The sequence below is a fragment of the Streptomyces sp. NPDC058619 genome (assembly GCF_042717785.1).
Taxonomy (GTDB): Bacteria; Actinomycetota; Actinomycetes; order Streptomycetales; family Streptomycetaceae; genus Streptomyces.
Genome location: NZ_JBHXQN010000041.1, coordinates 1 through 26,003, shown reverse-complemented (window position 1 = coordinate 26,003; position 26,003 = coordinate 1). Strand labels below are relative to the sequence as shown.

Annotated in this window: 24 protein-coding genes and 4 pseudogenes; 12 read left to right on the top strand and 16 right to left on the bottom strand. The window is 73.0% G+C overall.

Going from position 1 to position 26,003, the window contains the following annotated elements; translation table 11 throughout:
• Positions 1-110: 110 nt before the first annotated feature.
• From ACFWTC_RS29005 to ACFWTC_RS28985, 5 genes are all read right to left on the bottom strand, one after another.
• Positions 111-902, bottom strand: a complete 792-nt coding sequence (locus ACFWTC_RS29005; RefSeq protein WP_383924158.1) for an ABC transporter permease — start codon at positions 900-902, stop codon at positions 111-113.
• Positions 899-1,876, bottom strand: a complete 978-nt coding sequence (locus ACFWTC_RS29000) for an ATP-binding cassette domain-containing protein (protein ID WP_384029162.1) — start codon at positions 1,874-1,876, stop codon at positions 899-901. The genes ACFWTC_RS29005 and ACFWTC_RS29000 overlap by 4 nt, the downstream gene beginning before the upstream one ends.
• 121 nt (positions 1,877-1,997) lie before the next feature.
• Positions 1,998-2,843, bottom strand: coding sequence for a DUF4097 domain-containing protein (locus ACFWTC_RS28995; RefSeq protein WP_383924154.1), 846 nt, complete (start codon positions 2,841-2,843; stop codon positions 1,998-2,000).
• 86 nt (positions 2,844-2,929) lie between these two features.
• A complete protein-coding gene (locus tag ACFWTC_RS28990) occupies positions 2,930-3,445 on the bottom strand; it encodes a hypothetical protein (protein WP_383924152.1) in 516 nt (171 codons plus the stop codon).
• Between the two features lie 256 nt (positions 3,446-3,701).
• A complete protein-coding gene (locus ACFWTC_RS28985; protein ID WP_384029164.1) occupies positions 3,702-3,935 on the bottom strand; it encodes a hypothetical protein in 234 nt (77 codons plus the stop codon).
• Between the two features lie 355 nt (positions 3,936-4,290).
• On the opposite strand from ACFWTC_RS28985, the gene ACFWTC_RS28980 reads away from it, so the two are divergent.
• A complete protein-coding gene (locus ACFWTC_RS28980; protein WP_383924146.1) occupies positions 4,291-4,482 on the top strand; it encodes a hypothetical protein in 192 nt (63 codons plus the stop codon).
• A gap of 24 nt (positions 4,483-4,506) precedes the next feature.
• On the opposite strand, the gene ACFWTC_RS28975 is transcribed toward ACFWTC_RS28980, so the two are convergent.
• Positions 4,507-5,703: a hypothetical protein gene (locus ACFWTC_RS28975; RefSeq protein ID WP_384029166.1), complete on the bottom strand. Its 1,197-nt coding sequence runs from the start codon at positions 5,701-5,703 to the stop codon at positions 4,507-4,509.
• A 683-nt stretch (positions 5,704-6,386) separates the two neighbouring features.
• Here ACFWTC_RS28975 and ACFWTC_RS28970 point away from each other — a divergent pair.
• The 4 genes and pseudogenes from ACFWTC_RS28970 to ACFWTC_RS28955 all read left to right on the top strand — a co-directional run bounded on the left by ACFWTC_RS28970 (position 6,387) and on the right by ACFWTC_RS28955 (position 7,612).
• Positions 6,387-6,554: a hypothetical protein gene (locus ACFWTC_RS28970; protein ID WP_384029168.1), complete on the top strand. Its 168-nt coding sequence runs from the start codon at positions 6,387-6,389 to the stop codon at positions 6,552-6,554.
• A gap of 133 nt (positions 6,555-6,687) precedes the next feature.
• Positions 6,688-7,230: a GNAT family N-acetyltransferase gene (locus ACFWTC_RS28965; protein ID WP_383924138.1), complete on the top strand. Its 543-nt coding sequence runs from the start codon at positions 6,688-6,690 to the stop codon at positions 7,228-7,230.
• Positions 7,231-7,417, top strand: a pseudogene (locus ACFWTC_RS28960) (transposase); the annotation flags it as partial.
• A 51-nt stretch (positions 7,418-7,468) separates the two neighbouring features.
• Positions 7,469-7,612, top strand: a complete 144-nt coding sequence (locus tag ACFWTC_RS28955) for a hypothetical protein (RefSeq protein WP_383924136.1) — start codon at positions 7,469-7,471, stop codon at positions 7,610-7,612.
• 378 nt (positions 7,613-7,990) lie between these two features.
• Here the strand turns inward: ACFWTC_RS28955 and ACFWTC_RS28950 are convergent.
• From ACFWTC_RS28950 to ACFWTC_RS28940, 3 genes and pseudogenes are all read right to left on the bottom strand, one after another.
• Positions 7,991-8,329, bottom strand: a pseudogene (locus ACFWTC_RS28950) (ArsR/SmtB family transcription factor); the annotation flags it as partial.
• Positions 8,330-8,519: 190 nt separating this feature from the next.
• Positions 8,520-8,894: a hypothetical protein gene (locus tag ACFWTC_RS28945; protein WP_384029170.1), complete on the bottom strand. Its 375-nt coding sequence runs from the start codon at positions 8,892-8,894 to the stop codon at positions 8,520-8,522.
• Between the two features lie 345 nt (positions 8,895-9,239).
• On the bottom strand, positions 9,240-9,782 hold the full coding sequence (locus ACFWTC_RS28940) for a GNAT family N-acetyltransferase (protein WP_383924130.1): 543 nt from the start codon (positions 9,780-9,782) through the stop codon (positions 9,240-9,242).
• A 703-nt stretch (positions 9,783-10,485) separates the two neighbouring features.
• Here ACFWTC_RS28940 and ACFWTC_RS28935 point away from each other — a divergent pair.
• Positions 10,486-12,495: an ABC transporter ATP-binding protein gene (locus tag ACFWTC_RS28935; RefSeq protein WP_383924127.1), complete on the top strand. Its 2,010-nt coding sequence runs from the start codon at positions 10,486-10,488 to the stop codon at positions 12,493-12,495.
• Between the two features lie 102 nt (positions 12,496-12,597).
• Here the strand turns inward: ACFWTC_RS28935 and ACFWTC_RS28930 are convergent.
• From ACFWTC_RS28930 to ACFWTC_RS28915, 4 genes and pseudogenes are all read right to left on the bottom strand, one after another.
• Positions 12,598-12,843 (bottom strand): annotated as a pseudogene (locus tag ACFWTC_RS28930) (DUF664 domain-containing protein); the annotation flags it as partial.
• 133 nt (positions 12,844-12,976) lie between these two features.
• Positions 12,977-14,479 (bottom strand): annotated as a pseudogene (locus ACFWTC_RS28925) (FAD-dependent oxidoreductase); the annotation flags it as partial.
• A 515-nt stretch (positions 14,480-14,994) separates the two neighbouring features.
• Positions 14,995-16,383 carry a hypothetical protein gene (locus ACFWTC_RS28920; protein WP_383924124.1) on the bottom strand — a complete coding sequence of 463 codons (1,389 nt, stop codon included), beginning with the start codon at positions 16,381-16,383 and terminating at the stop codon, positions 14,995-14,997.
• Positions 16,380-17,075, bottom strand: a complete 696-nt coding sequence (locus tag ACFWTC_RS28915; RefSeq protein WP_383924122.1) for a FadR/GntR family transcriptional regulator — start codon at positions 17,073-17,075, stop codon at positions 16,380-16,382. The genes ACFWTC_RS28920 and ACFWTC_RS28915 overlap by 4 nt, the downstream gene beginning before the upstream one ends.
• A gap of 179 nt (positions 17,076-17,254) precedes the next feature.
• Here ACFWTC_RS28915 and ACFWTC_RS28910 point away from each other — a divergent pair, with 179 nt between their 5' ends.
• The 5 genes from ACFWTC_RS28910 (at position 17,255) to ACFWTC_RS28890 (ending at position 21,163) form a co-directional block, all read left to right on the top strand.
• Positions 17,255-17,644 (top strand): GntR family transcriptional regulator, encoded by a 390-nt coding sequence (locus tag ACFWTC_RS28910; protein ID WP_384029172.1) that lies wholly within the window; start codon positions 17,255-17,257, stop codon positions 17,642-17,644.
• Positions 17,641-18,525 carry an ABC transporter ATP-binding protein gene (locus tag ACFWTC_RS28905; protein WP_383924116.1) on the top strand — a complete coding sequence of 295 codons (885 nt, stop codon included), beginning with the start codon at positions 17,641-17,643 and terminating at the stop codon, positions 18,523-18,525. Before ACFWTC_RS28910 ends, ACFWTC_RS28905 begins: the two co-directional genes overlap by 4 nt.
• Entirely contained in the window at positions 18,522-19,454 is a 933-nt protein-coding gene (locus tag ACFWTC_RS28900) for an ABC transporter permease subunit (RefSeq protein ID WP_383924113.1), read from the top strand. The genes ACFWTC_RS28905 and ACFWTC_RS28900 overlap by 4 nt, the downstream gene beginning before the upstream one ends.
• Positions 19,455-19,669: 215 nt before the next feature.
• Positions 19,670-19,846, top strand: a complete 177-nt coding sequence (locus ACFWTC_RS28895) for a CsbD family protein (RefSeq protein WP_383924111.1) — start codon at positions 19,670-19,672, stop codon at positions 19,844-19,846.
• A 432-nt stretch (positions 19,847-20,278) separates the two neighbouring features.
• Entirely contained in the window at positions 20,279-21,163 is an 885-nt protein-coding gene (locus tag ACFWTC_RS28890; protein WP_384029174.1) for an alpha/beta fold hydrolase, read from the top strand.
• 148 nt (positions 21,164-21,311) lie between these two features.
• Here ACFWTC_RS28890 and ACFWTC_RS28885 read toward each other — a convergent pair whose 3' ends face one another.
• Positions 21,312-21,653: a DUF5713 family protein gene (locus ACFWTC_RS28885; RefSeq protein ID WP_383924106.1), complete on the bottom strand. Its 342-nt coding sequence runs from the start codon at positions 21,651-21,653 to the stop codon at positions 21,312-21,314.
• A 472-nt stretch (positions 21,654-22,125) separates the two neighbouring features.
• A complete protein-coding gene (locus tag ACFWTC_RS28880) occupies positions 22,126-23,139 on the bottom strand; it encodes an alpha/beta hydrolase (protein ID WP_384029176.1) in 1,014 nt (337 codons plus the stop codon).
• A gap of 886 nt (positions 23,140-24,025) precedes the next feature.
• On the opposite strand from ACFWTC_RS28880, the gene ACFWTC_RS28875 reads away from it, so the two are divergent.
• Positions 24,026-24,823 (top strand): CAP domain-containing protein, encoded by a 798-nt coding sequence (locus tag ACFWTC_RS28875; RefSeq protein ID WP_383924100.1) that lies wholly within the window; start codon positions 24,026-24,028, stop codon positions 24,821-24,823.
• Positions 24,824-24,945: 122 nt separating this feature from the next.
• Here the strand turns inward: ACFWTC_RS28875 and ACFWTC_RS28870 are convergent, their stop codons facing one another.
• Complete coding sequence (locus tag ACFWTC_RS28870; RefSeq protein WP_384074778.1) at positions 24,946-25,599, bottom strand: hypothetical protein; 654 nt, start codon at positions 25,597-25,599, stop codon at positions 24,946-24,948.
• Positions 25,600-26,003: the final 404 nt, after the last annotated feature.

The window sequence follows — 26,003 nt, the reverse complement described above, 5'->3', positions numbered from 1 at the left end:
GGCGGCGCACCCCGACGCGGTGTCGGGGTACGCCGCCTTCGGGCGGGGCGCGCCGCGGGAGGCGGCCCGCGCGGTCGTCGCGGTCGTCGCCGTCGTCGCCTCGTCGCCGCCTACTTGGGGTCGCGGTTGAAGACCGCCCTGGACCAGAAGTAGCCGAGCGCGGAGAGGGCCAGGCACCAGGCGACCGCGAGCCACCCGTTGTGGCCGATCTCGCTGCCGAGGAGCAGGCCCCGGAGGGTTTCGATGGCGGGGGTGAAGGGCTGGTACTCGGCGACCGGCTGGAACCAGCCCGGCATCGCGTCGATCGGCACGAAGGCGCTGGAGATGAGCGGCAGGACGATCAGCGGCAGCGCGTTGTTGCTGGCCGCCTCGGCGTTCGGGCTGACCATGCCCATCCCGACCGCGATCCAGGTGAGCGCCATGGCGACGAGTGCGAGCAGCCCGAACGCCGCCAGCCACTCCAGGGGCGTGGCGTCCGTGGACCGGAAGCCGATGGCGACCGCGACGAGGCCGACGAGGACCACGCTCATGATCGACTGGAGCACGCTGCCGATGACGTGCCCGATGAGCACGGACCCGCGGTGGATCGCCATCGTGCGGAAGCGGGCGATGATGCCCTCGGTCATGTCGTTGGAGACGGACACCGCGGTCCCGACGACGGTGCCGCCGATGGTCATCAGCACGATGCCCGGGACGACGTACGCGATGTACCGGGAGCGGTCGGCTCCTCCCCCGTCGATGCCCGCGCTCATCACGTCGCCGAAGACGTAGACGAAGAGCAGCAGCAGGACGATCGGGGTGAGCAGGAGGTTCAGGGTGAGGGAGGGGTAGCGCCGCGCGTGCAGGAGGTTGCGGCGCAGCATCGTGGACGAGTCGCGGACGGCGAGGGACAGGGAGCTCATCGGAGGTCCTCCTTGCGCTGGTCGGTGGCGGTGGTGAGGGCGAAGAACACGTCGTCGAGGTCGGGGGTGTGGACGGTCAGTTCGTCGGCCTCGATGCCGGCGGCGTCCAGCCGGTCGAGGACGGCGCGCAGCGCGCGCTGGCTGCCGTCGCTGGGGATCTGGAGCGCCAGCGCCTCGTCGTCCCGGGTGGCGTCGTCGACGGCGTGGGCGGCGGAGCGGTAGGCGGCCGGGTCGGCGAAGCGCAGCCGTACGTGCCCGCCGGGGACGAGTCGCTTCAGCTCGTCCGCGGTGCCCTGGGCGGCGATCCTGCCGTCGTGGAGGACGGCGATGCGGTCGGCGAGCTCGTCCGCCTCCTCCAGGTACTGGGTGGTGAGGAAGACGGTGACGCCGCCGGTGACCAGCTCGCGGATGATCTGCCACATGGTGTGGCGGGAGCGCGGGTCGAGTCCGGTGGTCGGCTCGTCGAGGAAGATGATGCGCGGGTCGCCGACCAGGGTCATCGCGATGTCCAGGCGGCGCTTCATGCCGCCGGAGTAGGTGGAGGCCGACTTCTTCGCCGCCTCGACCAGATCGAACCGCTCCAGCAACTCGGCGGCGGTACGCCGCCCCTCGCTCTTCGACAGGTGGTGCAGGTCGGCCATGAGGAGCATGTTCTCCTCGCCGGTGATCAGGCCGTCGACGGCGGAGAACTGCCCGGTCACGCCGATGGCGCTGCGCACTGCCTGCGCATCGGCGGCGACGTCGTGGCCCGCGACCCGGGCCTGTCCGCCGTCGGCGGAGACGAGCGTGGACAGGATCTTCACGACGGTGGTCTTGCCTGCGCCGTTCGGCCCGAGCAGCGCGAAGACGGACCCTGTCGGGATCTGCAGGTCGATGCCGTCGAGCACGGTCTTGTCGCCGTACGACTTGCGCAACCCGACGGCGGAGACGGCCGCGGACGACGGCGCATCGCCGGCATTCCTGGGGGTGGGCATGGGCATGGGCATGACAGACGAAGGCACGGAGCCCTCCGTTCGGAGGTGGAAGGGACTGCGAGGACGGGTGAGGGACGAGCGGGGAGCGGACGAGGGGCGGGCGAGGGCTCGCGCCGGGTGCTCAGACCCGGGCGCGGCGGACGTCGATGTTGCCGTAGCGGGTCCGGGCGCGGACCTCGACGGTGTCCTCGGTCTGCTCCGGACTGTCGGAGGCGGTGAGCGTGTTGCGCACCTGCCCGTGGGCGGAGGTGACGTCGAGCCAGGCGGCGGTGCCCTCACGGATACCGACCTCGATGGCTCCGTACGAGGTCTCCAACTGCACCGTGCCGCGCGCGACTTCGGCGACGCGTAGGGTGCCGTGGGCGGTGGTGGCGGCGACCGAGCCCTCGGCGCGGGTGATGTCGATGTCGCCGTTGGCTCCGCTGACCCGCAGGTCGCCGGTCGCGGCGCCGACGGTCGTGGTGCCGTGCGAGTTCTTCAGGACGGCGGAACCGTCGACGGTGCCGATGCGCAGGCTGCCGGAGCTGGTGCCGATCTCGGCCGCGCCCTCGATCCGGTCGACCGTGATCGAGCCGTGGGAGGCGGTCAGGTGCAGCGGCCCGGTCGTGTCGAGGCGGACGTCACCGGACGAGGTCTTCACGCGGACCTCGCCTAGCCGGCCCTCGCCGAGCACCTGGGCCCAGGCGCCGGTCATGTCGACGCGCGAGCCCGTCGGCAGTTCGACCGTCACGTCGACGGTGCCGGTGCGCCCGAGGAAGTAGCGCTGCTTGGGCGTCCTGACGGTCAGGACGCCGTTGGCGTACGTGACTTCGGTCTGACCGGCCGACCGGACGTCCTGGTCCCGCTTCGGGTCACGGGGCCGTACCTCGACGACCGTGTCGAGGCGGTCGCCGGCAGCGAACCGGATCGAGCCGGCGTCCACGTGGGTGATGGCCGAAATCGGTTCGGGAGTGTCGAAAGAAGGCATGGCTGTACCGTCCTCGTGAGTCCTTGGGGTGTCCCCGCCGGTGGGACGTGGTCGGGGTGAAGTGGATCGGGCGGGCGGCCGCGCGGCTAGCGCACCCAGCCCGTGAAGCTCTGTCCGATGCTGCGGGTCCGCTCCGGCGCGCGCGGTGCACCACCGCCGTCGACCGCGGCCGACACGGCCCTGACCAGCCACGCGTTGACCGACAGGCCCTCGCGGCTCGCCGCCTCCTCGGCGCGCGCCTTGAGGTGGGCGGGCAGACGCAGATTGACGCGCGCGGTGGCGCCCTCGTCACCGTCGCCGGAGGCCGGGGCCTTGAGCGGCTCGGCGGGTGCCGCCGGCTCCGCGGGGCCGCCGCCCGAGGGCGGCAGCGTCACGACGAAGTCGGGGTCGAGCCCGCGCAGCCGTACGTCGACCGAGCCGGGGGCGAGCTCGCGGGTGATCTCGTTCATAGCGTCGGAGAGCACGTTGAGCATCGTCAGCCGGGCGGCCGACTCCAGCGGAGCGGTGAGGCGATCGGCCAGGGCGCGGGCCTCCTCCCCACCGGCCTCGGCGGCCACCGCGAGTTCACGGCGGAGGGTGTCGACATACGGGGTCAGGTCCATGGCGCCATCATGGCACCACAATGGCGCCACGCGCAAGCTTTCACAGGCCGCGTCATATAGGGACCTAACAGAGACCGACCTGACCTGCGAAAACACAAAGTGGGCGACATACACGGGAGCGCCGTCGCGCACACCCACGCGCCGACTGGCGCCAATGTTGGCACCACGTGGCGCCACCCGGCGTCGCCTGACGCCACCCCGGCACCAGAGCCGCTCACGGACGGCGCCCTGCCCCTGCAGCGATGGCGGCGGGTCGTCAGACGACCGCGACAACCGGCCTCCTCACGGACGCCGCCGCCCTCCTCCAGGGCGCGGTGGCCGCCGCGATGCCGGCGAGGGGGTGGACGGTGTCCACCACGGGGTCCACCACGGGCCGGACGTCGCCGCTCTCCGCGAGGTGCGTCGCGCTCGGCCTGACGTCGGCGGCGGCGGTGAGCATCCACCGCCGCGGAGGAGCGCCCTCCCCCTCGGCCTGAGCCCGTACGCACACCCCGTCACCCCGCCTCCGGCGCCGTCCGCCGCCGGAGGCTGGACGATCTCCTTGGCGTCGAACGTCTTCCCCCGGACGGTGTGCGAGGACCAGATCGCGCGGAACTCCTGGCTCCGTTCGGAGGGGAAGAGACGAGGTCGTGCAGGCGCGGGTAGTGCGGGTCGAGCCCGGTGGCATGGCGCAGCGCGGCCACGACCGCCTCCGCTGCCCGGGTGCGCCGTACCCGGGCACGGCCGGGGAGGGCGGCCCGCTCCCGACGGGCGGACCGTGTGGCGTCGGAGGCGGTGCGCCCGCGGCGGTCCGTCCGCCGCCCCGCGCCTGTAACGCGCGCGGGGCGCCGGACGTTGTTTCCCGTATGGACGAGACCCTTGACCTGCTCGACGTATTCCTCGACGGCGTGACGGAGCCGCGCCTGAAGCTGATCAGCGCGGACGAGGCACGGGCCCTGATGGTGCTCCTCGGGCTGCTCGACGACGCCGGACAGCCCGAGGAGGTCCGCCGGGCCGCGGGCGACCTGCGGTTCCGCCTCGCCTCCCGCCTCGCCTGACGCCTCGTCCGGCGCCGCCGGGAATCACTTCGACTGGTAGACGCCGAAGACGTCGAGCACCAGGTCCGCGTCCTGGTAGCTCTGGTTCCAGAAGGTGACGACACCGTGCTCCCCGTCGCTCGCCTGCACCAGGTTCGGCACGGTCGCGCCGGTCGTCCAGTTCGACGTGGAGGAGCCGGGGCGCGGCCCGGACGGCGCGGCGGGCCCGCCCTCCGCCGGCAGCGGGTAGGGGCTCGGCGCGACCGAGAGGTGTCCGGTGCCGGCGGTCTCGGTGACGGTGGTGTTCAGCACGTAGGCCTCGACGCCCGACGCGGCCTCGGGCGTGAACCCCTGCGTGATGTACTCCCGCGCCGCGAACCGGCCGCCGCCCCAGCCGTAGGCCTCCTCGCGGGTGTCGAGCGTCCTGAACGGGGTGAAGGGCAGGAAGGCGGCCCTGCTGTCCTTGCTGTAGTAGCCGACGACGTCGACGACCACGTGGGCCGGCATCCACGCCCCGTTGAAGACCTTGATCGTCCCGTCGGCGGCCACCGGGACGATCACCGCGTTGGCCACCGTCTGACCGGGCACGAAGTTCAGGTTCGACGAGGTCGGGACCGGCCCGGAGCCGGAGAAGGCGGTCAGGTGGCCCGGACCCTCGGGTTCGGTCACCGTGACGTTCAGCGCCACGGCCGTGATGCCCTGGGGCACCCCGCGCAGGCCGCCGATCCGGGTCTCGAACGCCGTGCGCGCGGCGAGCCGGCCCCGGGAAGCGCCGAGCCCCTCGCGGGTGTCGACGAACCGGGCGGGCGTCATCGAGGTGTAGCCGCCGGCCGAGGCGCGGGTGAAGTAGCCGGTGACGTCGGCGATCAGGTCGACCGGCTGCGAGCCGCCGTTGTAGAGCTCCACGTACCCGTCCTCGCCGACCGGCACGATCACCAGGTTCGGGACGGACCGGTTGGCCGTGTAGTTCAGGTTCGAGGTCCCCGGGCGGTCGTAGCCCGCGCCGGGCCAAGCGGTCACGTACCCGCTGTCGACGGTCTCCGTGACCGTGACGTTGAGGGCGACCGCGGTGACGCCCGCCGGGACGGCGGCGTTGCCCGCCACCTTCACGCGGGCGGAACCCTGACCGGCGACCTTCGCCGCGGGCGCGCCGGTGCCGTTGCGGGTGTCGAGGAGCCGGGTCGGAGTGTGCGGGGTGAAGTCGGAGCCGGGCGTGAGGAACGCGCCCATGCTGTCCCCCACGCGTCGTGTCCACGAACCGGCCCCGGCGCCCGGCCCGGTCCGAACGGCGGGACGATCCTCCCACCGCCGGCTTCGTCCGCGGAAGGCCGGCGAACAGCGTCCGGCAGGTGGATACCGCGACACGAGGATGTCCCGGTATCCCTCCGGTACGCGGAGCAGTACGAGCATCCCGCTCGTCGGGCCCGGCGTACCAGCCCGTCGCGAACTGGCCGTGACACGTCGCGCGTCCGGTCGTTGAACGGGGTGGTCAGCGAAGTGGACCACCGGGCCCCGGGACGAACGTCCCGGGGCCTCGTCCTGTACGCGGGGTACGCGCGGTCCGTCCGTGTCCGCGTCGGTCGGCGCGGCTGAGTACGAAGCGCACGCGCGGCTGAGTAGGGCGACCGAGGTGCCGCGGGCGGGCGGCCGGTTCACTGGGCCCCGTGAACGAGACGACCCGCGCCCGGACGCCGGACTCTCCCGCACGGCGCACGAAGCCGTGCCAGTGGTGCGGCCGCCCCGTACCACAGCCCTTCCCCGTGGTGCGCAAGCTCCACTGCAACACCACTGGATCCGAGACGTACGCGCCAATTTCTGGCGCAGGCTGAGGGACAACCTCTGAGTAGGCTCTTCCGCTCCGGACGGTTGCAGCCGCTCGCGGCCGCAGGCGCAAGCCAGGTGTGCCGGCCGCCCGGGCCCATCACATGCCGCCCACCCCCGCACTCGCCTTTCCCCAGCAGCCCACCCCCGAGCTGAACGCCCCGAACTGGCGCCCCCGCTACATCGACTACCTCTACCTCGGCTTCACCAACTCCACCGCGCTGAGTCCCACCGACGTCATGCCGCTCGCCCCTGGGCCAAGATCGTCATGACGCTGCAGTCCATCGTCTCCCTGGTCATCCTGGGCCTCGTCATCGCCCGCGCCGTCAACGTCCTCGCCTGACCGAGCCGGGGATGCGGGACGCGGACGCGTGGGGCGGGAAGTCCCGTGCCAGACTGCTCGGCATGACCGCTCCCGCTTCCTCCCACGAGCTCCGGATCACCGTCCGCCCGATGGCGGAGCCGGACATCGACTCCGTGTCCGCCGTGCGCGTCAGCGGTTGGCGGCACGCGTACGCCGGGCTGATGCCGCAGGAGTACCTCGACGGCCTCAGCGTTCCGGAAGTCGCCGCGTGGCAGCGCACCCGCTTCACCGACCCGGCCTCGACAGCCACCGACCTGGTCGCCGAGGACGATGCCGGCCGCGTCGTCGGCTGGGCCTGCTTCGGACCGGCGCGGGTCGATGGACTGGTCGCGGGAGAAGGCGAGTTGTTCGCGCTGTACGCCCGCCCCGACCTGATCGGCACCGGCGTCGGCCGGGCCCTGATGGCCGAGGTGCTCCTGCGCACCGCCTCCTGGCCGGCGCTGCGCCTGTGGGTCGTGGAGGGCAACGCCCTCGCCCGGCGCTTCTACGAGCGTGCCGGTTTCGCCCCCGACGGCGGCGTCTCCACCGACGACGTGGGCGGCTCACCCGTGCGCGAAGTCCGCTATCACCGGCCCCGCGGGTAAGTCCTGGCGAACATCATCCGCACCGATGCGCCGATGTACCGCCCGCTGCCCACCGACACCGATCTGGCCCAAGCCGTCTCTGTCCTCGCTCGCGCACAGCAGGACGCGGTCTGGAACCGGCAGCAGGTCGCCAATCAGCTGCGGTCGCTGTTGAGGGAGTACTTCCCGGCGATGGTCAAGGCGTTCAGGGTGGTCGCGGCCGCCGAGCCATTGCCCGAGGGGCTGGTCACGAAGAGCCGTGCACCACGCCTCCGAAGCCGCCGTCACCGCCGTGCGCGCGATCGCCGCCGAGTACGGCCTGGGCGTGTCGGTCACCGAGGACATCGGTGCGGACATGACTTCGCTCCGCGCGGGCGCTGGCCAAGCTGCGCGGCATGGGTGAACGGGGACGGGACGGCGTGCCGTACGTCGATTCCGGGCCTGCCGCGCAGTCTGGTGGTCCCGCGGCAACGCCGCTTCGCATGACGGCCGTTGGAGGCCAGGCTCGGCTGGCAGGCCGACACCCCGGCCGCCCCGCGGCGGCGGCGCTCCCCGTACCGCACGCGGTCACTACCTCACCGCGCCGCTACGGCAGGGACATTCCGCGGGACGAGGAACTGTGCCGGCCGGCGCGGGAGGCCGTGGCCGGGATCGGCTAGTGCCGTGACGGTGCGGGGGCACGCGACGGCGGTGCGGGGGCCGGGCGACCGGTCCGGTCGGGGCGCGCAGCCGTCGCTTCGGCGTCAGGCCGGCGGCTGGAGTCCGCGGCCGTTAACGTACGGCTCGGTTCGGGTGCCACCTCCCGTAGTTCCGCTAGGAGTTCGCTCTGGCCGACCAGCAGCTCGGTCAGGATGCGGCGGGCCGCGCGCAGCAGTTCGGCGACGTCACCGCCCGCCAGGGCGTAGCTGACGGTCGACCCGTCGCGGATCGAGACGACGATCCCGGAGCGGCGCAGGACTCCCAGCTGCTGGGAGAGGTTGGACGGCTCTATGTCGATCTCGGCGAGGAGGTCGCGCACGGGCATGGGTCCGCTCTGCAGGAGCTCCAGGACGCGGATGCGGACGGGGTGCCCGAGCATCCGGAAGAACTCGGCCTTCGCCTGGTACAGGGGGACCTGCATACCCACGCATGCTCCTGCTGTTGAGGGGTCGAAGGGGTGGAGGCGGCGGGACGGCCGGGTGGCGGCACGGCTGCCGTTCTCCAGCCTTCCGCCCGGCGGGCCCACGCGCGCCGCGTATGCGCCGTTTCGGATATGCCGAGTTGAAGACTTCTTCAACTCGTGGGCATGCGTGGGCCCGGGAACACTGCGGTCAGACCTCCAGGTTGGCCTCGATGCGCTTGAGCTGGTGACGCGCCATGGCCAGGTTGGAGTTGGACTTGTCGAGGACCACGTACAGGAACAGGCCGTTGCTGCCACGCCCCTTCAGCAGCCGGATCAGGTGGTACTGGGTGCCGAGGGTGATGAGCAGGTCCTCGATGTCGTCCTGCATGCCCAGCATCTCCATGGTCCGGACCTTCGCCCGGATCACGTCGGTGTTGCCGGCCGCGGCGACCGACAGGTCGAGATCCTTACCCCCGCCGAGCGTGCCCAGCGCCATGCCGCTGCTGTAGTCCACCAGCGCGACCCCCAGCGCGCCCTCGATCGAGGTCATCGTCTCCTTCAGGGAAACTTCCACATTCGCCATCGACGCCCACTCCCTCACTTATCCGTCAACGCCCGGCGCCCGCGTCGCCTGCCCGCTCCGGCACCGGACCGTTTGCTCCCACCACGCTAGTGATCGCGTCCGCCGCCGGGAGGGAAACCGAGCCTTTGGCGTGATATCCCCCTGGTCCGGGACGCCGCCGGGCACCCCGCCGCTGACCCGGCCCGCTGCGGCGTCCCAAACCTGGGCGGGGACGCCTCCCGCGGGCGTCCGAAAAAGAGCGCTGCCACCCGGGACAGGTCCGACCGGCGCGCGCCGGCGCCGAGCGTCGAGCGTCGAGCTCGACGGCACCCGGTGTCCCGAGCGCGTACCGGACCGCGGAACCGGTCAGGGGCGGTTCAGGCCCCACGTCTGGAGGGCGTAGGGGCGGCCCTTCTCCTCGCCCGTGATCAGCGGGACGTCGAGCAGTCCGAAGCCCGCCTTGGTGGCCACGGAGACGCTGGCCGCGTTCTCGGCCTCCAGTTCGAGGATCACCTGCTCCGCGTCCAGCTCCTCGAAGGCGTACGCGGCCATCACCCGGACCGCCCGTGCCGCCAGCGCCTGGCCGCGGTGCGCCGGGCCGACCGCGTAGCCGAGCTCCGTACCCTCGGGGGCGCGGCGCAGCATGACCTCGCCGAGCGGTGCGCCGCCGTCGACGGTGATGGCGAGCAGCACGGCCGTGCCCTCCGTGCGCAGCTGCCGGGCCCGCTCCAGCCGCGCACGGGCGGCCGCGCCGTCGAAGGGCGAGACGATCGGCGTCCAGTGCGCGATGTCGGGGTGGTCGAACAGCTCCGGCATCGCGGCCAGGTCGGCCTCCGTCCAGTCACGGAGGACGAGCCCCTCCCCCGCGAGTTCGATCCGCTCGGGGAAGGACGGCGTGGTGCTGCTCATGGCGGGGCCTCCCTGGCCTGGTCAGGACCAGGCAGGATATCCGAGGGCCCGGGTGCCGGATCGGGCAGGTCGCACGGGCGACGGCCGTCACTCCCCGGCTTGACGCACAGGGCGGTCTCCCCGAGGGGGTGCCTCCACGATCCGCCGCGCTCCGACGACCGCCACCACCGTCGCGGGGGGCGACCCCTTCCCGTACGCGTACGCCCGCATCCGTGCGGGCGCCGGTGCGGGCGGGTGGCTTCCTGGAGCCGGTCCGGGCCGTCCCCGGCCCTCGGAGCAGCCCGGGTCCCGCTGCCGCCGGCGCAAGTGGTTTCCGCGACGGGCGGCTCCTACCGACCACTTCCGGCCAACCTCCGCACCCCGCAGGTCCCGATCGTGGGACCGCGCGCCCCGACGCGGGCCATCCGGCGTCTGGGCCGCGCCCGGCACACAGGTCGTCCAGATCCGGCTGCTCCACCTCCCGGCCTGCGCTGTACTCACTTCCTCCGCTCCACGCGGCCGAAGCCAAGTGCCGTGACGTACAAGCGCGTTGCACTACCGGTCGCCCGAGTGCCGTTTCCCTGCCGCCCCCAGCCGGAGGACCTCCCGTGCATCCCACACCCGCCCCCGCGCACCCCCGCACCGACGCCCTCGTCGGCGTCGCCGTCCCCGTCCCCGTCGCCCACGACAACGGATCGTCCCGGCCCGATGCGGGGTGGGGGGAATGAGCCACGACGCCGAACGCCCGGAGCAGCCCGACGCACAAGGCGTGTCGGATTCCGAGCGGCTGCTCTTCGGTGGGGAACTGGCCTACGACATCGGCTGGGAGCGCCACGAGGGCGCCTGGCTGAGGCTCGGCCTGTGGGACATGGCGAAGGGCATGCCGCGCATGGTCGGTACCGGCGTGCGGCTCGCGCACCGCGCCGACGCCCGCTCCCTTCGCGTGGTCGTCTGCGCGGAGTTCGGCCGAGGCATCGGCCAGGCCGTCGGGCTGGTCGCGGTCAACGGCGTGCTGGGCCACATCCTGTCCGGCGGCACGACCCACGAGCGGCTTGCCCGTGCGGTTCCCGCGCTCATCGTCGTCGCGGTGACGGCGTTGACGGGCTCGCTGCTGCGGTCCGCGTCGACGGCGGCGACCGGTGCGCTGGAGCCGAAGGTGCAGCGGGTGGCGACCGAGCGGTACCTGGGGCTGGTGCACCGGGTGGAGCTGGCGGCGATCGAGGACGACGAGTTCCACCGCCTGCTGGACGCCGCCCGGTACGGAGCCGATTCCGCGCGCCGGATGATCCGGTACTGCACCAACACCCTGAACTCGGCGATCTCCCTGGTCGCCGCGGCCGGTGTCCTCACCGTGCTCCATCCGGGGCTCTTGCCGCTCCTCGTGCTGATGACCCTGCCGAGCGCGTGGAGTTCCCTGACGATCTCCAAGCAGCGCTACATCTCGTTCCACACCTTCGTCCAGCACGCACGCGCCGGTCATCTGCTGGGCCAGCTCCTGACGCAGCAGGAGGCGGCCGCCGAGGTCCGCGTGCACGAGGTCGGCCCGTTCCTCCTCGGTCACTTCCGGAGCATGGCCGAGACGAGCGAGCGCGAGCAGACCCGTCTGGCCCGCAACGCCGCCCGCATCGGCCTGAGGGCCGACGGCGCCGGCGGGATCGCGACGCTCCTCACGTACGGGGCGCTCGGGCTGCTGCTGTGGAGCGGGAGGATGGACTTCGCCGTCGCCGGGACCGCGGTCCTCGCGATCCGCACCGGAGTGTCCAGCCTCGACAGCCTCGTGCTGCAGATCACCGACCTGCACCAGGAGTCGCTGTTCGTCGCCGACTACGAGCGCCTGTGCGCCGAGGCCGGGGCCCGGGCCATCCCGGCCGGAGGCGTACCGCTGCCGGAGCGCCTCCGGGAGGTCCGCTTCGAGAAGGTCACGTTCACCTACCCGGGCAGCACCGGTGAACCGGTGGAACCGACCCTTCGCGAGGTGTCCCTGGCGTTCCCCATGGGCAAGGTCGTCGCACTCGTCGGCGAGAACGGCTCCGGCAAGTCCACCCTGATCAAACTCCTGTCCGGCCTGTACCTCCCGGACGAGGGCGGCGGCACGATCTGGTGGGACGACGTCGACGCGGCCACCGCCGACCGGGGGCAGATCTTCGCGCGGGTCGCTCTGATGAGCCAGTCGTTCTACCACTGGCCGTTCACGTTCCGCGTCAACATCGGCATCGGCCGGCCCACCCGTCCGATCGACGACGGGGCGGTGGAGACCGCGGCCGCCTACTCCGGCGCCGACGGCGTCCTCGCCGAGCTGCCCCGCGGGCTCGGCACCCTGCTGGCGCGCGGCTACCGGGGCGGGCACCAGATCTCCGGCGGACAGTGGCAGAAGATCGGGATCAGCCGGGCGAAGTACAAGGACGCCGAGATCCTGGTGGTCGACGAGCCGACGAGCGCCCTCGACGCGGTCGCGGAGCAGAAGGTCTTCGACCAGATCCGGGCCCTCGCCGCGACCGGCCAGACGATCGTGCTGATCACGCACCGGCTGCACTCCGTACGCCATGCCGACGTCATCCACGTGCTGAAGGACGGGCGGGTCGCCGAGTCCGGCACCTTCGCCGAGCTGATGGACGAGGGCGGCGGCACCGGCGACTTCCGTGCCGCGTACACGGTGCAGGCCTCCGCGTTCGCCGACAGCCTCCCCGGGCAGCGCGGCCGCGCCGCGGACACGCGGGCGCAGGACCGTACGTGAACCCGACGCTCCGGGCCCTCTCCGGCGCCGGTCCCGGTTGCCTGCCCGCTCAGCGCGGCGGGCCCTCCCCGCCTGCGGGGGCCGGAAGCCCCGGGGCGGGGCTCACTGCCCCACCCTTCCGTCCACGCACTCGCGCAGCAGGTCGGCGTGCCCGCAGTGACGGGCGTACTCCTCGATCCTGTGCACCGTCAGCTCCCGGAAGGCGATGCCGTCCTTCCCCACCCGCTCGCCCGGATCCGGGTGGTCGGCGAGCGCGGCGTCGGTCGCGGCCTGCTCCCGCGCCAGTGCGGCGAACGCCGCGTCGACCTCCGCCTGTTCGCCGACGGCGCCGTCGAAGTCCGCGCCACGCTTGCAGCTGATCCGGGGTCCCGCGGTCGGGCGTCAGGCGGTCGGGCGTCAGCCGGTCGTGGGCTCCGCGTCCGGCGCTCCCGCGGCCGGGGTCGTCCACGTACGCCTCGGTGACCGCCAGCGCGGCGGCCATGACGGACAGCTGCGGGTTGACCTCGGGGCAGCTCGGGAGCACGGACCCGTCGGCGACCAGTACGCCCCGTACGCCGCGCAGGCGCCCCCGGGCGTCGGCCGGCGCGGTCTGCGGGTCGCCTCCGGCCGCGACGGTGCCGGTGGGATGGAAGGCCGAGAGGTGCATTTGACGAGCAGTCACCCTATGGAGCAGGGCGTCGAGTTCGGCGACGGACCGGGCCCGGGGAGCCGAGGGAATCCCCGTGAGCACCTCGACGGCTCCGGCCGCGAAGAGGAGCCGGCCCATCGCCCGTACCGCCGCCATGAGCCGGCCCGCGTCGCGGCGGTCCAGGTCGTAGCGGAGCAGGGTGCGACCGCGGCCCAGGACGCGGCCCGAGGGGCGGTCGGCGATCATGGCGCCGAGGGTGGCCAGGTGCCCGGCGTCCTCCAGTTCCGCGCGCAGCTCCCGTCCGACTCCGGGGAGCACGAAGCTGCCCATGCCCGGGGGTGTGGCGGTCGCTTCGACGAGGATGCCCTGGTTGTGCCACTGCTCCACTCCGACGCTCTGCAGTACGCCCTCCCAGGCGGTCACCTCCTCGGCGAAACGGCCGGCCACACTGGTGGCGGGGTGCACGCTCAAATTCCGTCCGGTGCGGGGGTGTCGCCCCAGTCCCGAGCGGCGCAGCAGCTGCGGTGCCTGCAGGGCGCCCGCGGCGACGACGACGCACGGGCTGAGGATCTCGAACTCGGTGCCGCCCTCGCGCCGGACGAGGACGCCGGCGGCCCGGGGTGTTCCGCCGCCGGGCGGGTCCGGCTCGGTGAGGATCCGCAGGACGCGGGCCCCGGTGACGATGCGGGCTCCGGCCGCGCACGCGTCGGGCAGCACCGACAGCTGGACGCTCTGCTTCGCCCCGGTGGGACAGCCGACCACGCACTGGCAGGACCCCTTGCAGCCCGGTGCGTTGCGCCGTAGCGGGGACGCGGTCCAGCCGAGCCGCTCGGCGCCCGCGAGGGCGAGGCGGCCGTTGCGTCCCAGTACGTCCATCGGCTGGGTGGCCACCCGCAGCGTTCGCTCGACGTCGTCGAGGTACGGGCCGAAGCCGTCGGCGAGGTGGAATCCGAACGCCGAGCTCCAGCGGTCGAGGACGTGCCGGGGAGTGCGGTAGCAGGTGCCGGAGTTGACGACGGTGGTGCCGCCCACGGCCCGCCCGACCGGCACGACCAGGGGCGGACTGCCGACGGCCACCGTCGCGCCGCCGTCGCGGTACAGCTCGCCGAAGCGGTCCAGCGGGGTCCGGTGGCCGAACGACGCCGTGGAGTGGTGGCGGCCCTCTTCGAGGACGATCACGCTCATCCCGGCGCGGGCGAGGGTCCGCGCGGCCATGGCCCCGCCGGCCCCGGAGCCGATCACGACGGCGTCGGCCGTGGCCCGCGCGGGCCAGTGCCGGGCGGGGGTGCAGTCCAGCGGCGGATCGTCCGGCGGCGCGAAGGGCAGTCCCCGTCCCCGTGCGCCGTGGTGGAGCATGCGTTCGGTCCCGGCCGCGAGCAGTACCGGCACCTTGAGCACGTCCAGCAGGGGCAGCAGAGCGGGCCGGGCGGCCAGTGCGGCCATCACCGACTCCCGCGCGTCGGCGTCGAGGGCGGCGAGTCGGCGGCCGGTGCGCGCCAGAGCGTAGCCGTCGACCGCGGCGGCGGCCGCGCGCAGACCGGCTCGGGCCGGGGCGGGCATGGCGGCCAGGACGGCTTCGAGCCGGCCCGGGACGCGGGCGGTCCAGGCCGTCGACCGGTCGTCGGCGAGCAGGGCGGCGACGAGCCCGGCGAAAGGGCCGTGTGCGGTGGGGGCGGGATCGGTCGGTCGGGTCATCGCGCGCCTTTCGGTGACGGCGGGAGGGGCGGAGGGGGCCGGGGGCGGAGCGGGGCCGGGGGGCAGAGCGGGGCCGGGGCGGAGCGGGCCGGGATCCCGGCCGGTGCGCCGGTGCGCGGGCACGGCCACACGCGGGTACGGCGGTACGCGGGTACGGCAGTACGGCAGTACGGGTGTCAGTGCTCGCCCACCTCGGCGTGGGCCGTCCCCCGGAGGCGCCACGTGGCTTCCGGGCGCCAGTGACCCCACCAGCGCTCCAGGCGTACCACCGCGTCCGCCCGCTCGCTGTTGCGGCAGACGGCGGGCGTGCCGTCCGGGTCGGCGTAGTCCAGGGTGAGGGTGCGTTCGGCGGGCTGGGTGACCTCGACGTGGATGCGGCGCAGGCCGGCGCGGCCCGACACGGTCCATACGGGGAGACCCAGGCGGGCCCGGAAGCGGCCCGCGCCCGCCCAGCCGACGGCGGAGCGCTCGGCGCGTCGGGGCCAGGTGCGGCCCGAGCGGCGCAGCCGCAGGAACACCAGCGGGGGCAGGCGCCGCAGTCCGGGCCGCGTGGAGACCGCGGCGACGACCTCCAGCACGTCCCCCCGGCCGAGGTCCGCGTGGAGCCAGGCCCAGCGCTCCGCGTTGCCGTGTCCGTAGATCCGGGCGGAGGCTCCGGGGGCGTCCCGCAGGACCAGCTTCCGGTCGCCGTGGGTGACGTGGCCGTCGTACGAGGCGCGGGCCGCGGGCAGCATCTGGGCGGCGGGCAGCAGCGGGCGGTGCCAGGACCAGCGCGGGAAGGTGTAGAGGGGCGTGTCGCCGGAGCGTTCGGCGAGGTCCCACGCGAGGGCGCCCGCCGATCCGGCGATCCTGCCGGGGCCCGCGACGACTCCGGCGGCGGCGTACCCCCCGGCCGGACGGTCCCACGGCTCCGGTCCGAAGCGGGCGTACTCCACGGGGCCGTCCGGGGGGAACACCGCTGCCCAGCCGTGGGCGAAGGCCGGGGATCCGTCGGCGGGGGCCGTCAGTTCGTGGTGCACCCAGACGCCGGTGCCGGTCGCCGGGTCGGTGAGCGTGGTGTACCAGACCTCGGTCCGTCCCGGCTCGCCCTTCCAGCGGGGGGCCGTGTGCCGGGCGCCGTCGTCCTGTCGGGGGAAGCGGAAACTGCTCAGGAACGGCGTGAGTCCCGTCGTCAGGGGAAACCGCAGCACGCCCTCGCCGATCTGCTGCCCGTCGGCGCGGAGCACGTACGGCAGGACCGTCATCGACGTCACCGGATGCCGGAGTCCGACCGATTTCCATCCGTCGAGTTCCAGGCGGCGGCCGTCCAGGGTGAACGCGAGCCGGTAGCGGATCCGGCGGCGGGCCAGCGGCGAGATCTCCATCTCCCCCTCCGCAGCAGGGTCGTCGGCGCGTCCGGCGATCCGGACCCGGCCGGTCAGCCGGGCCGGAGTGGTGCGCCGGGGATCGAGTACGCGTCCGATCTCGGCCCGCAGGTCGAGGCGGACGGCCCGGTCGTACTCCTCGCCGGCGAGCCGGACGGAGCCGAGCATCGTTTCCGTGAAGACGGTGCCGCGGCCGCTCACCGGGTCCCCCCGAGCTCGTCGAGCATGATCCGTTCGGTCGCGGCCAGGTAGGCGTCCGCCGCCGCGTGCGCCGCCCGCTCGTCGTGGGCGGCCACCGCCTCCACGACGGGCCGCAGCCGCTCGTGGGCGGCGTCCGCGTCGGCGAACGGCGCCACCAGGGCGCCGCGCAACGGCAGGTAGGCGTTAAAGAGGGTGTTGGTGAGGAGTACGTAGACGCGGTTGCCGGTGGCCCGCGCGAGGCCGCGGTGCACCTCGACGTCGGCGAGCTGGGTGTCCTCCCCGCCCTCGGCCTGCCGTACGGCGGCGAGGAGCCCGCGCAGTTCGGCCACCTGGGCGTCGGTCGCCTTCGCCGCGGCGCGCGAGGCGATCAGGGCGCCGATGCTCCGGCGCACTTCGAAGACCTCCCTCACCCAGTCGGGGCTGTGCCGGATGAGGGACGGCAGCAGGTCGGCCCCGCCGAGGCGGGCGTAGTCGCGGACCCTGGTGCCGACTCCGTGCCTGGTCTCCAGGAACCCGGCTTGGACCAGCCGCCCGAAGGCGTGCTTGAGGGTGGTGCGGGTGACTCCGTAGCCGTCCGAGAGCTCCCGCTCGGGCGGCAGGTAACTCCCGGCCTGATGGCGGCCGTTGAGGATGTCCTCGCGCAGCCTGCCCTCCAGTACGTCGACGATCGTCTCTCGCGGCAGCGCTTCCACGCCCGGCCTCCCCATCAGTGATCCAGTGGCTCAGCCACTGAACCACCGCGCGGCGAAAGGCGTCAAGGGGCGCGCGACCGCGCGGCCCGACCCATCCCCCTTTTCTTCGACGGCAGTTGACATCAGCCCCGCCCTGCCCGACCCTTTCACTACTTACCTAGTGAAAGGGTGGTGTTGTCGTGCTGGAATACCGGATCGACCGGCGCAGCGGCATCGCCACGTACCTCCAGATCGTCCAGCAGACCAAACAGGCCCTGCGCCTAGGTCTGTTGGAACCCGGCGACAAACTGCCGACCGCACGCGAGGTCGTGGAGGCCACGGCCATCAATCCGAACACCGTCCTCAAGGCCTACCGCGAACTGGAGCGCGAGGGGCTCGTCGAGGCGAAGCGCGGCATGGGCACCTTCATCCGGAGGTCCCTGGGCGGCTCGCCCGCCGACTCCCCGCTGCGCGACGAACTCGCCGACTGGGCGCGGCGCGCCCGGAGCGCGGGGATGGAACGGGACGACGCCGCCGCACTCTTCACATCCGTACTGGAACAGCACTTCAAGGGAGACGGCGACGCATGACGGAAACCGTGATCGAGGCGGAAGGCCTCGGACTGCGTTACGGGCGCCGGGGCGCCTGGGCGTTGCGGGACGTCTCCCTGCGGCTGCCCGCGGGCCGGGTCTGCGCGCTCGTCGGGCCCAACGGGGCCGGGAAGTCCAGCCTGTTGTCCCTCGCGGCGGGGCTGGTCCGCCCGACCGAGGGCGTCATCCGCGCCACGTCGCGCGAGACGCTCGCGTACGTGGCCCAGGACAAGCCCCTCTACCCGCAGCTCACCGTGGGCGAGACCCTGCGCATGGGCCGCGAGCTCAATCCGGGCCGGTGGAACGCGGGGACGGCGGAGCGGATCGCCGGAGGCGGGGCGCTCGACCCGGACTCCCGGGTCCGTACGCTCTCCGGCGGCCAGCGCACGCGCCTCGCACTGGCGCTGGCCCTCGGCAAACGCCCCGGAGTGCTCCTGCTGGACGAGCCGATGGCCGACCTCGACCCGCTCGCCCGACACCAGCTTATGGGCGTGCTGATGGCCGACGCCGCCGAGAACGGCACCTCCGTGGTGATGTCCTCGCACATCCTCACCGAGCTGGAGGGCGCCTGCGACCACCTGCTCCTCGTCGACGGCGGCCGGGTCCGCATCTCCGGCCCCGTCGAGGAGGTCGTCGCGGCGCACCGCCTGCTCACCGGTCCCGCCGCCGCCTGCGCCGAACTCGTGCCGCACACCGTCGTCGAGACCCGGACCACGGGCCGCCAACTCATCGCGCTCGTGCGGCCGCGGGGTCCCGTCGACACCCGGACCTGGCAGACGACCGAACCGTCCCTGGAGGAACTCCTGCTCGCCCACCTGCGCTCCCCCGCCGCCCCGGCGTTCGCCGCCGACTCCCGCACGGCCGAGGAGGTACGGGCATGAGCGCGCTCGCCCTGAAGGGCCCGTACTGGGTCGCGGTGCGGCAGCACCGGTGGGTGCTGCGCACGGTGGCCGCCGCCCTGGCGGCCGGCCTCGTCGCGGTGGTCGCCCTGCGCCTGTGGGCCAACAACCCGGACGACTCCGGCCGGTACTTCACCGACCCGAACCACGGGTACCACCTGCTGCGGCTGTGCATGCAGTACGCGGGCACCGGCCTGTTGTTCCTGGCCCCGCTGGTCGGGGCCTTCGTGGCCGGGCCGATGCTGGCGCGCGAACTGGAGAGCGGCACCTGGCGGCTCGCCCTGACCCAGTCGACCACCCCGAGGGCCTGGCTCGGTTCGAAGGTCCTGGTGGCCGCGGCGGTCGCGGTGCTCGGCTCGGCCGCCCTGGTCGGGGTCTACCGCCTCGGCTGGGCGCGGGTGTCCGGCACGTACCAGCTGCACTGGGCCGACCGGGGACCGTACGAGGCCTCGGGCCCGGTGCTCGTCGCCTCCTGCCTGCTCGGCGTGGCCGTCGGCGCCCTCGTGGGACAGCTGATCCGGCGCACCCTCGCCGCGATGGCCGTCGCCGGGCTCGCCACGGGCCTCGCGCTCCTGGGCCTCGGCGCCGTGCGGTGGTCGTTCCTGCCCGTGGAGACCGGCACCGTGCCGCCCGGCGGGAACATCACCCTGCTGCACCCGCCGTCCGCCCTCATGACGGACATGGGGCTGCTCACGGCCACGGGCGAGCGCCTGCCCGAGTACGCCTGCTTCGAGCGGACCCGCGACCTGGGTGACTGCCCGGCGGACCTGAACGTCACCGCGTGGTACGCCGACTTCCACCCGGCCTCCCACTACTGGCCGACGCAGCTCCTGGAATCCGGCATCCTCCTGGCCCTGTCGGCCGGCGTCCTCTACGCGGCCTTCCGCCTCCTGCGCACCCGACACGGCTGACGCCGCGCACCCCGCCTCCGGGCCCGCCGCCCGACGCTCCGCCCGGCGGAGCAGGCCCACCTCGCCGCACTCCGCGCCCGCTTGCGGGCCTGACCAGGCCACCCGCACGGCTCCGGGAGCCGAGGGGGCTGGATCGTGGAGCACTCGACAGGCGAGATATCCATTTACGTCCTAGTTTGTCATCGTCACCGATTCCCAGATGCAAGGAGCAGGACATGGCTGACAAGGGCGGCATGGACAAGATCAAGGGCAAGGCTAAGGAAGCGACCGGCAAGGCCACGGGCAGCGACCGGATGAAGGCCGAGGGAAAGATGGACCAGGCGAAGGGCAAGGCGAAGGAAGCCGTCTCCGACACCAAGGAGTCCCTGCGGGACAAGCGCGACCACCGCTGAACCAGCTCTCGGCTCGGGCCCGCCTCCACGAGGCGGGCCCTTCCGTCGCATCAGGGCCACCGCACCCTGTGCGTGGTCCGTACCGTACGAGGCGATCTCGTTGACCCGTCGGCGTGGTCCGCGCAGAGGTCGCGCATGGCCTGTACGGGGCGGCTGCGGTCCAGATGCCGATGGAGTGCCGGCGCGCTTCGCGGCGGGTGTCGACCTGCGGCAGCCCGGTGGTGGTGCGGGGGGGGCGGCCTCCCAGCGGTAGGAGTCGAGGTGGGCGTGGGTGTCGCTGCGGATCTCCAGGACCTGATCCACTGAACGGTCGAACGCTCGCTCCAATCCGCAACGAGACCGGACCGTGATGAAGAGGAACGGGTCGGAGCGATGATTTCCGCCGGGACCGCCAGTCTCTCCTTCCGACCGTACGCATGCCGAGGAGACACCATGACCGAGCTCGTGACCCACGCCCTGGACACCACCGGTGCCACAGTCCGCTACGACGTCCGCGGCGGACTCCCGGACAGCGGCGCAGACGGCCCCGCCCTCTTCCTGATCGGCTCGCCCATGGACGCGAGCGGCTTCCTCACCCTGGCTTCGCACTTCACCGACCGGACCGTCGTCACCTACGACCCCCGCGGGACCGGCCGCAGCATCCGTACGGACGGCGCGGCCGAGTCGATGCCCGAGGAGCACGCCGACGACCTGCGGCGGGTCATCGAAGCGCTCGGTTCGGGTCCCGTGGACGTGTTCGCCAGCAGCGGCGGCGCCGTCAACGCGCTCGACCTGGTGGCACGGCATCCGGAACTCGTCCGTACCCTCGTCGCGCACGAGCCGCCGACGGCGCAGGTCCTGCCGGACCGCGAGGCGGCACTGGAGGTCTGCGCGGACATCCACGCGACGTACCGGCGCGACGGCATGGGCCCCGCGATGGCGAAGTTCATCGCCGTGGCCGGACGGCAGGGCCCGTTCCCCGCCGACTGGGCGGACGAGCCCGCCCCCGACCCCGCCGCGTTCGGGCTGCCCACTGAGGACGACGGGTCGCGCAACGACCCGCTGCTGGGTCAGAACATGCGCGGCTGCACGGGGTACCGGCCCGACTTCGCCGCCCTGCGCGCGGCCACGACCCGTATCGTCGTCGCGGCGGGCAAGGAATCGGGGGACCAGTTCCCGGCCCGCGCCGCGTCGGCGATCGCCGACGGGCTGGGCACCGGGATGACCCTCTTCCCCAGCCACCACGGCGGCTTCCTCGGCGGCGAGTTCGGCCAGCAGGGAGATCCGGACGCCTTCGCGCAGACGCTCCGCGAGGTACTGCGGCCGCCCGGACACTGATCCGCCCGCCCTCGGCGCCGTGGGGGGGGCGCCACGAGAGGTGGGGGACGCGGGGAGCCCGGCTCCCCGCTGCGTCCCCCACCTCAGCCGCGGCGCCGTGTCGTCGGGGCCTCGCCCCCGCTCCGGGGTCGGCGCCCGCGGACACCCGTCACCATTCGCGGCCGGCGATCAGCTCCTCCACGTCCGCGTCCCCGAACCCGTAGGCCGACGCCACGAAGCCGAAGTCCTCCGCGATCTCTTCGCGGGCGAAGGTCTCGATCTCGCTCCCCGCCGCTTCGAACTCGGCCTCCAGGTCGTTGAACGCCTCCGTCGCCACCTCGGTGAGCCGGCACAACGCGGCCAGGTCCGACGGCCGTTCGGCCTCGATCCGCTCGCACAGGCCCAGCAGGACGGCGCGGCCCTTGTCGAGGACGCGATCCGGGTAGTACGCGTCCGCGTACAGCGCGCGCAGGAACGCGTACTCGTTGACCTGCTGGTTCGTGATCGACATCGGTTTTCCCATTCCTTCGGCGAACTGACGCGCTGATCCTGCACCATGCGACTGACAACCCCGGCCCGAGGGGAGAACCATGGTCCGCAGGACGACCCAGGCCGCCAGGATCCACCCCTCGCACGACGCCGACGTGCACCTGCTTGCTTCACGACGGTGAGCACCTGCTCATGGGCCGCCGGCGCCACCAGCCCGTCCTTCCCCAGGTGTTCAGCTGCCCGCAGGGCTCATGGAGAGGGGAGCTCCGGCACGGCGGGAGACCTGCCGGGAGCTGCTGGAGGCGGTCGGCATCACCGCCGACCCGAACGACCTGCGCTACGTTCACGTCATGCACCGCGTCTCCGTCTACGGAGGCCACGAACGCATCGCGTTCTTCTTCGAGGCGGATAGGTGGACGGGAAGAGTACGGCCATCCCCTGGTCCGGCCGGCCCGCCGGGGGGCGGCGGTTGCGGGGCGGTGACGGGCTCAGGGTCAGTGAGCGGCCGGAACGGGGCCGAGCATGCGCTGGCTGATCCATTCGAGGGGGCCCTGGAAGAGTCCGTCCGCGTACTTGTGGCCGTCGTGGCCGGCGTTCGGGATGACGTGGAGGTCGGTTTCGATCGGGCCCTTGGTGATCTTGTCTTTGAAGGCCTTGACCGTGTCGGCCGGTTCCCTGTCGCCGAGCAGGAACGAGAGGTGCACCTCGGGGCCGTTCTTCTTGCCGAGCTGTTCGGCGAGGTAGCTCGGGTCGTTGGCCCGCTTCTCCTGGTCGTGGCCCTTCCAGAAGGGTGCGTCGGGGGCCGTGTCGGGACCGCCCGCGATGGCGGTGCTGAAGCGGTCGGGGTACTGGAGGACCATCTTCATCCCGACGTAACCGCCTGCGGAGGAGCCGAAGAAGCCCCAGCCCCTGGGGTCCTTGTAGGTGCGGAAGTTCTCGCGCGCCAGGTCCGGCACGTCGTCCGACATCCAGGTCCCCATCTTGGGCTGGCCCGGGATGTCGCTGCCGTCCCAGTACTGGTCCAGCTTCGCGTTCAGAACCGGCATCATGACGATGAACGGCAGCGACTTGCCCTGGTCGACCTGCTCGGCGATGCGCTCCTGCAGCTTGAAGTCGGAGCCGAACCAGTAGTTCGTCGGGTACCCGGACGCCCCCGGCAGGGCGGTGAGGACGGGAAACGCGCTGTTCTCGTACTTCTTCTCGGTGTACTGCTTCGGCACCCAGGCCCACACCCGGCCCTCGAACCCCGACTTCGGCCCCTTCAACGTCGTCCACATCACCTGCGTGCCGTCGCTCAGCTCACGCTGCAGCTTCCACTTCCGGACGTTCGTCGGCATCTGCACCGGCGTACCGGAGGCCGTCGGCTCCGCGCCCTGCCCGTTCTTCCCCGAGCCCGCGGGCGTGCGCTGGTCGAACGTCGCCTCCTCGGAGCCGCCGGAACATCCGGCCAGGGACAGGGCCGAGGCCAGAGCGAGGGCCGTAACCAGAAGGACTCCCTGACGCTTCATTCAACAACTCCACACACTTAAAGGCCGTATACCTCCTATAGGAGTCAGAAAAGGGCCAAGCAGTTCCTTATCGGAAGGCAAAGAGCATCCGGCCCGCGCCCACGGCTTCCGGCCCGAGGACCGCCGCCGCCCGCCGCCCGCCGCCCCGGCCCGAGGGCCACCCGCCACCCGCCGCCCCAGCCGTGGAGCGGCGGGCACCCACGGGTCAGTCGCCTCCGCCGCCACCCCCGCAGGACGATCCGCCCCCACCGCAGGACGACCCGCCGCCACAGCCGTGACCGCCGCCGTCGCCTCCGCGAGACCGGCCCCGCGACGACCCGCCGCCGCTACCGCCGCCGAACATCACCAAGACGAACACCACGGTGAGCCCGATCCCCATGATCACCAAGAACTCCACGTGTCCCACCCCCCTTGCTGTCGTGTGCAGGGGAGATGCCCCTGCCGGTCCGCACCCCAAGCGCGTCTTGAGGAACTCCAGAGGTTCGACCGGACGCTCCCCGCTCCGCGGAACCCGTGACATGCGTCACGGCGCACCCCGCCGCCCTGACGGGTCCCACAGGACTCCGACGCACTCGACATATCGCTATTTGCACCTTTTTGACACTGACATGCCTCATTCCGCCAGGAACGGAATCAGCGGCTCCGGCTGTGCCGCTTGCAACGCGACTGTTGAGAGACGGTTCTAGCGCCCTGTCAGGTCCCGTCCGAACCTCCGCCACGAGGGCATGCACGACCTTCCGGCCGTTTCAAGCCCGGCCCGGGACGCCCGGTGCGGCCCGGCCGGCCGAGCTTGCCAGGCCGCTGCCGCGCTTTTAAGAATGGCGGCTCCTCCGGCGCCCTCGCGGTCCGGCGCCGGAAGCTTCGGGATCACCGAGTGAGGTCACGCATGAAGAAGCACCGTAAGAAGACGCACCACCGGAAGATGGTCATCGCCGTCGGGGCCCTGGCCGTTGTGGGCGTGCCCGGCGCCGCCATGGCCTGCCTGGACACCCAGGACACCGGCCCGATACGCAACACCGCGGCCCGGCAGGACAGCCGCCCCTGGCAGGACGCCCCCTTCGGCGCACCGGCCGCGCAGCAGCCCGCGCAAACCCCCGTCCCGGACAGCGCCCCGGCGGGCCCCGGCGCAGCCCCGGCCGAGCCCGCGGGGCAGCCGCCCGCCGAGCCGCCCGCGGAGCCCGTCGCCGAGGCCACCCCGCCCGCGCCGCGGCCCGCCGCGCCGGCGGCGCCCGTCAAGCCGGCGAAGCCCGTGAAGCCCACGCGCCAGGCGACCGAGCCCGCGGCTCCGAAGGACACTGCGGCGCCCTCCGGCGCCCAAGCCGAGGTCCTCGCGCTCGTCAACAAGGAGCGCACCGCCGTCGGGTGTCCGGTCCTCACGCTCAACGCGAAGCTCACGAAGGCCGCACAGGACCACAGCGCGGACATGGCCGCGAACAGCAACATGTCCCACACCGGATCCGACGGTTCCGACCCGGGCCAGCGCATCACCCGCGCGGGGTACCAGTGGCGGACCTACGGCGAGAACGTGGCATACGGCTACAGCACCCCCGAGAAGGTCATGCAGGGCTGGATGAACAGCCCGGGCCACAAGCGGAACATCCTCGACTGCTCCTACAAGGAGATCGGCATCGGCCTCGCGCAGCCGGGCCATTACTGGACGCAGGACTTCGGCGCCGCGCGCTGACCCTGGCGGAGACCGGGACGGCCCGCAGCACCGGCCACCGGGCCGGCCGCAAATCGCGGCCCCTGGCAACTCCCCCGGCCCCGCCAGAGCCGCTCTGGCGGGGCTTCCTGCTGCGCCCCGGCTCAGCGACCGGCGTACCAGCCGTTCTCGCCGCCGCCTTCCGACGGGTCGTACGACTGGTGCAGTCCGAGCAGCGCGGCCACCAGGCGGGGGTCCCAGCTCCCGTCGAGGACCCGGTAATCGTCCGCGACGCCCCGGAAGACGAGGTGCGCCCGGCGTGAGGCGTCGCGCCAGATCACCCGGCGCGGCTTGCCGAAGGCGTCGTCGCCCTCGCCGAGCAGGGACAGGACCAGCCACACCAGGCTCACGGGCAGGCCGACGGGCCACCACACCGCCCACCAGAACAGCCGCCCGCGGAAGCCGCGCACGGAGTGGCCGGTCACCGACTCGACGGTCCAGCGCGCCCGGGCTCCGCGCAGGGCGCGTCCGCCCCGGTAGGTGATCCGGCCCAGCGGGGCGCCGTACGGGTCGTCGACGCGGTACACGGCGGGACGTCCGCCCGCCCGCGAGCCCGTGTCCTCCGTCGACACCCGGGCGATCGCCGTCCGGCCCTCACCGACGACGTCGAAGGTACGGGCGCAGGGGTGCGCGGCGCCTCCGGGGCCGTCGGGCACGCGGCAGAGCGTGCCGACGGCGAGGTGCCCCTCGGGTCCCGTGCCGTCGTCGCGGCGGACGACGACCGGCGAGGCCGCCCCGTACCGCACGTTGTACGTCATCCGCCCCTGCGCCACGCCCTGTCCCTCCCCCGCGCCGCCGCACGGCGGCGCTTCCGGCCCCCATGATCGCATTCGGCGTTCGGAGACTTCAGGGCGGTCTCACGCGCCGAGGTGCACGTGGGCGGCCCACAGCGAGGGGCTGGCGGGGTACCTCGCGCGCAGGGTGCGCACGGCTCTGTGGAGCGCGGGGCGGCCAGCTCCGTCCGGGGCCGTCCGCCGCGTCCGGGACCCGTCGGCCACCCGGTCCGTCGGCCCCACCGGCGTCGCGATGGCCGACCGGCTCACATGCCCGCCTGCACGGATAAGAAACAAATAAGATCGAGTGCATGGTCGGGGCGGGGCCGGGCACACGGTGCCTCGGAGGTTGATAACTATGGTTCCCCTGCTTCTCGTTCTTCTGCTGG

Coding starts and splice junctions, on each gene's coding strand:
- ACFWTC_RS28970 (WP_384029168.1), top strand. CDS start 6,387: ATGCCGCCCACCCCCGCACTCGCCTTTCCCCAGCAGCCCACCCCCGAG.
- ACFWTC_RS28885 (WP_383924106.1), bottom strand. CDS start 21,653: ATGTCGATCACGAACCAGCAGGTCAACGAGTACGCGTTCCTGCGCGCG.
- ACFWTC_RS28940 (WP_383924130.1), bottom strand. CDS start 9,782: ATGAGCAGCACCACGCCGTCCTTCCCCGAGCGGATCGAACTCGCGGGG.
- ACFWTC_RS28990 (WP_383924152.1), bottom strand. CDS start 3,445: ATGGACCTGACCCCGTATGTCGACACCCTCCGCCGTGAACTCGCGGTG.
- ACFWTC_RS28875 (WP_383924100.1), top strand. CDS start 24,026: ATGAAGAAGCACCGTAAGAAGACGCACCACCGGAAGATGGTCATCGCC.
- ACFWTC_RS28935 (WP_383924127.1), top strand. CDS start 10,486: ATGAGCCACGACGCCGAACGCCCGGAGCAGCCCGACGCACAAGGCGTG.
- ACFWTC_RS29000 (WP_384029162.1), bottom strand. CDS start 1,876: ATGCCCACCCCCAGGAATGCCGGCGATGCGCCGTCGTCCGCGGCCGTC.
- ACFWTC_RS28905 (WP_383924116.1), top strand. CDS start 17,641: ATGACGGAAACCGTGATCGAGGCGGAAGGCCTCGGACTGCGTTACGGG.
- ACFWTC_RS28945 (WP_384029170.1), bottom strand. CDS start 8,894: ATGGCGAATGTGGAAGTTTCCCTGAAGGAGACGATGACCTCGATCGAG.
- ACFWTC_RS28980 (WP_383924146.1), top strand. CDS start 4,291: ATGGACGAGACCCTTGACCTGCTCGACGTATTCCTCGACGGCGTGACG.
- ACFWTC_RS28890 (WP_384029174.1), top strand. CDS start 20,279: ATGACCGAGCTCGTGACCCACGCCCTGGACACCACCGGTGCCACAGTC.
- ACFWTC_RS28870 (WP_384074778.1), bottom strand. CDS start 25,599: ATGACGTACAACGTGCGGTACGGGGCGGCCTCGCCGGTCGTCGTCCGC.
- ACFWTC_RS28965 (WP_383924138.1), top strand. CDS start 6,688: ATGACCGCTCCCGCTTCCTCCCACGAGCTCCGGATCACCGTCCGCCCG.
- ACFWTC_RS28895 (WP_383924111.1), top strand. CDS start 19,670: ATGGCTGACAAGGGCGGCATGGACAAGATCAAGGGCAAGGCTAAGGAA.
- ACFWTC_RS28995 (WP_383924154.1), bottom strand. CDS start 2,843: ATGCCTTCTTTCGACACTCCCGAACCGATTTCGGCCATCACCCACGTG.
- ACFWTC_RS29005 (WP_383924158.1), bottom strand. CDS start 902: ATGAGCTCCCTGTCCCTCGCCGTCCGCGACTCGTCCACGATGCTGCGC.
- ACFWTC_RS28900 (WP_383924113.1), top strand. CDS start 18,522: ATGAGCGCGCTCGCCCTGAAGGGCCCGTACTGGGTCGCGGTGCGGCAG.
- ACFWTC_RS28880 (WP_384029176.1), bottom strand. CDS start 23,139: ATGAAGCGTCAGGGAGTCCTTCTGGTTACGGCCCTCGCTCTGGCCTCG.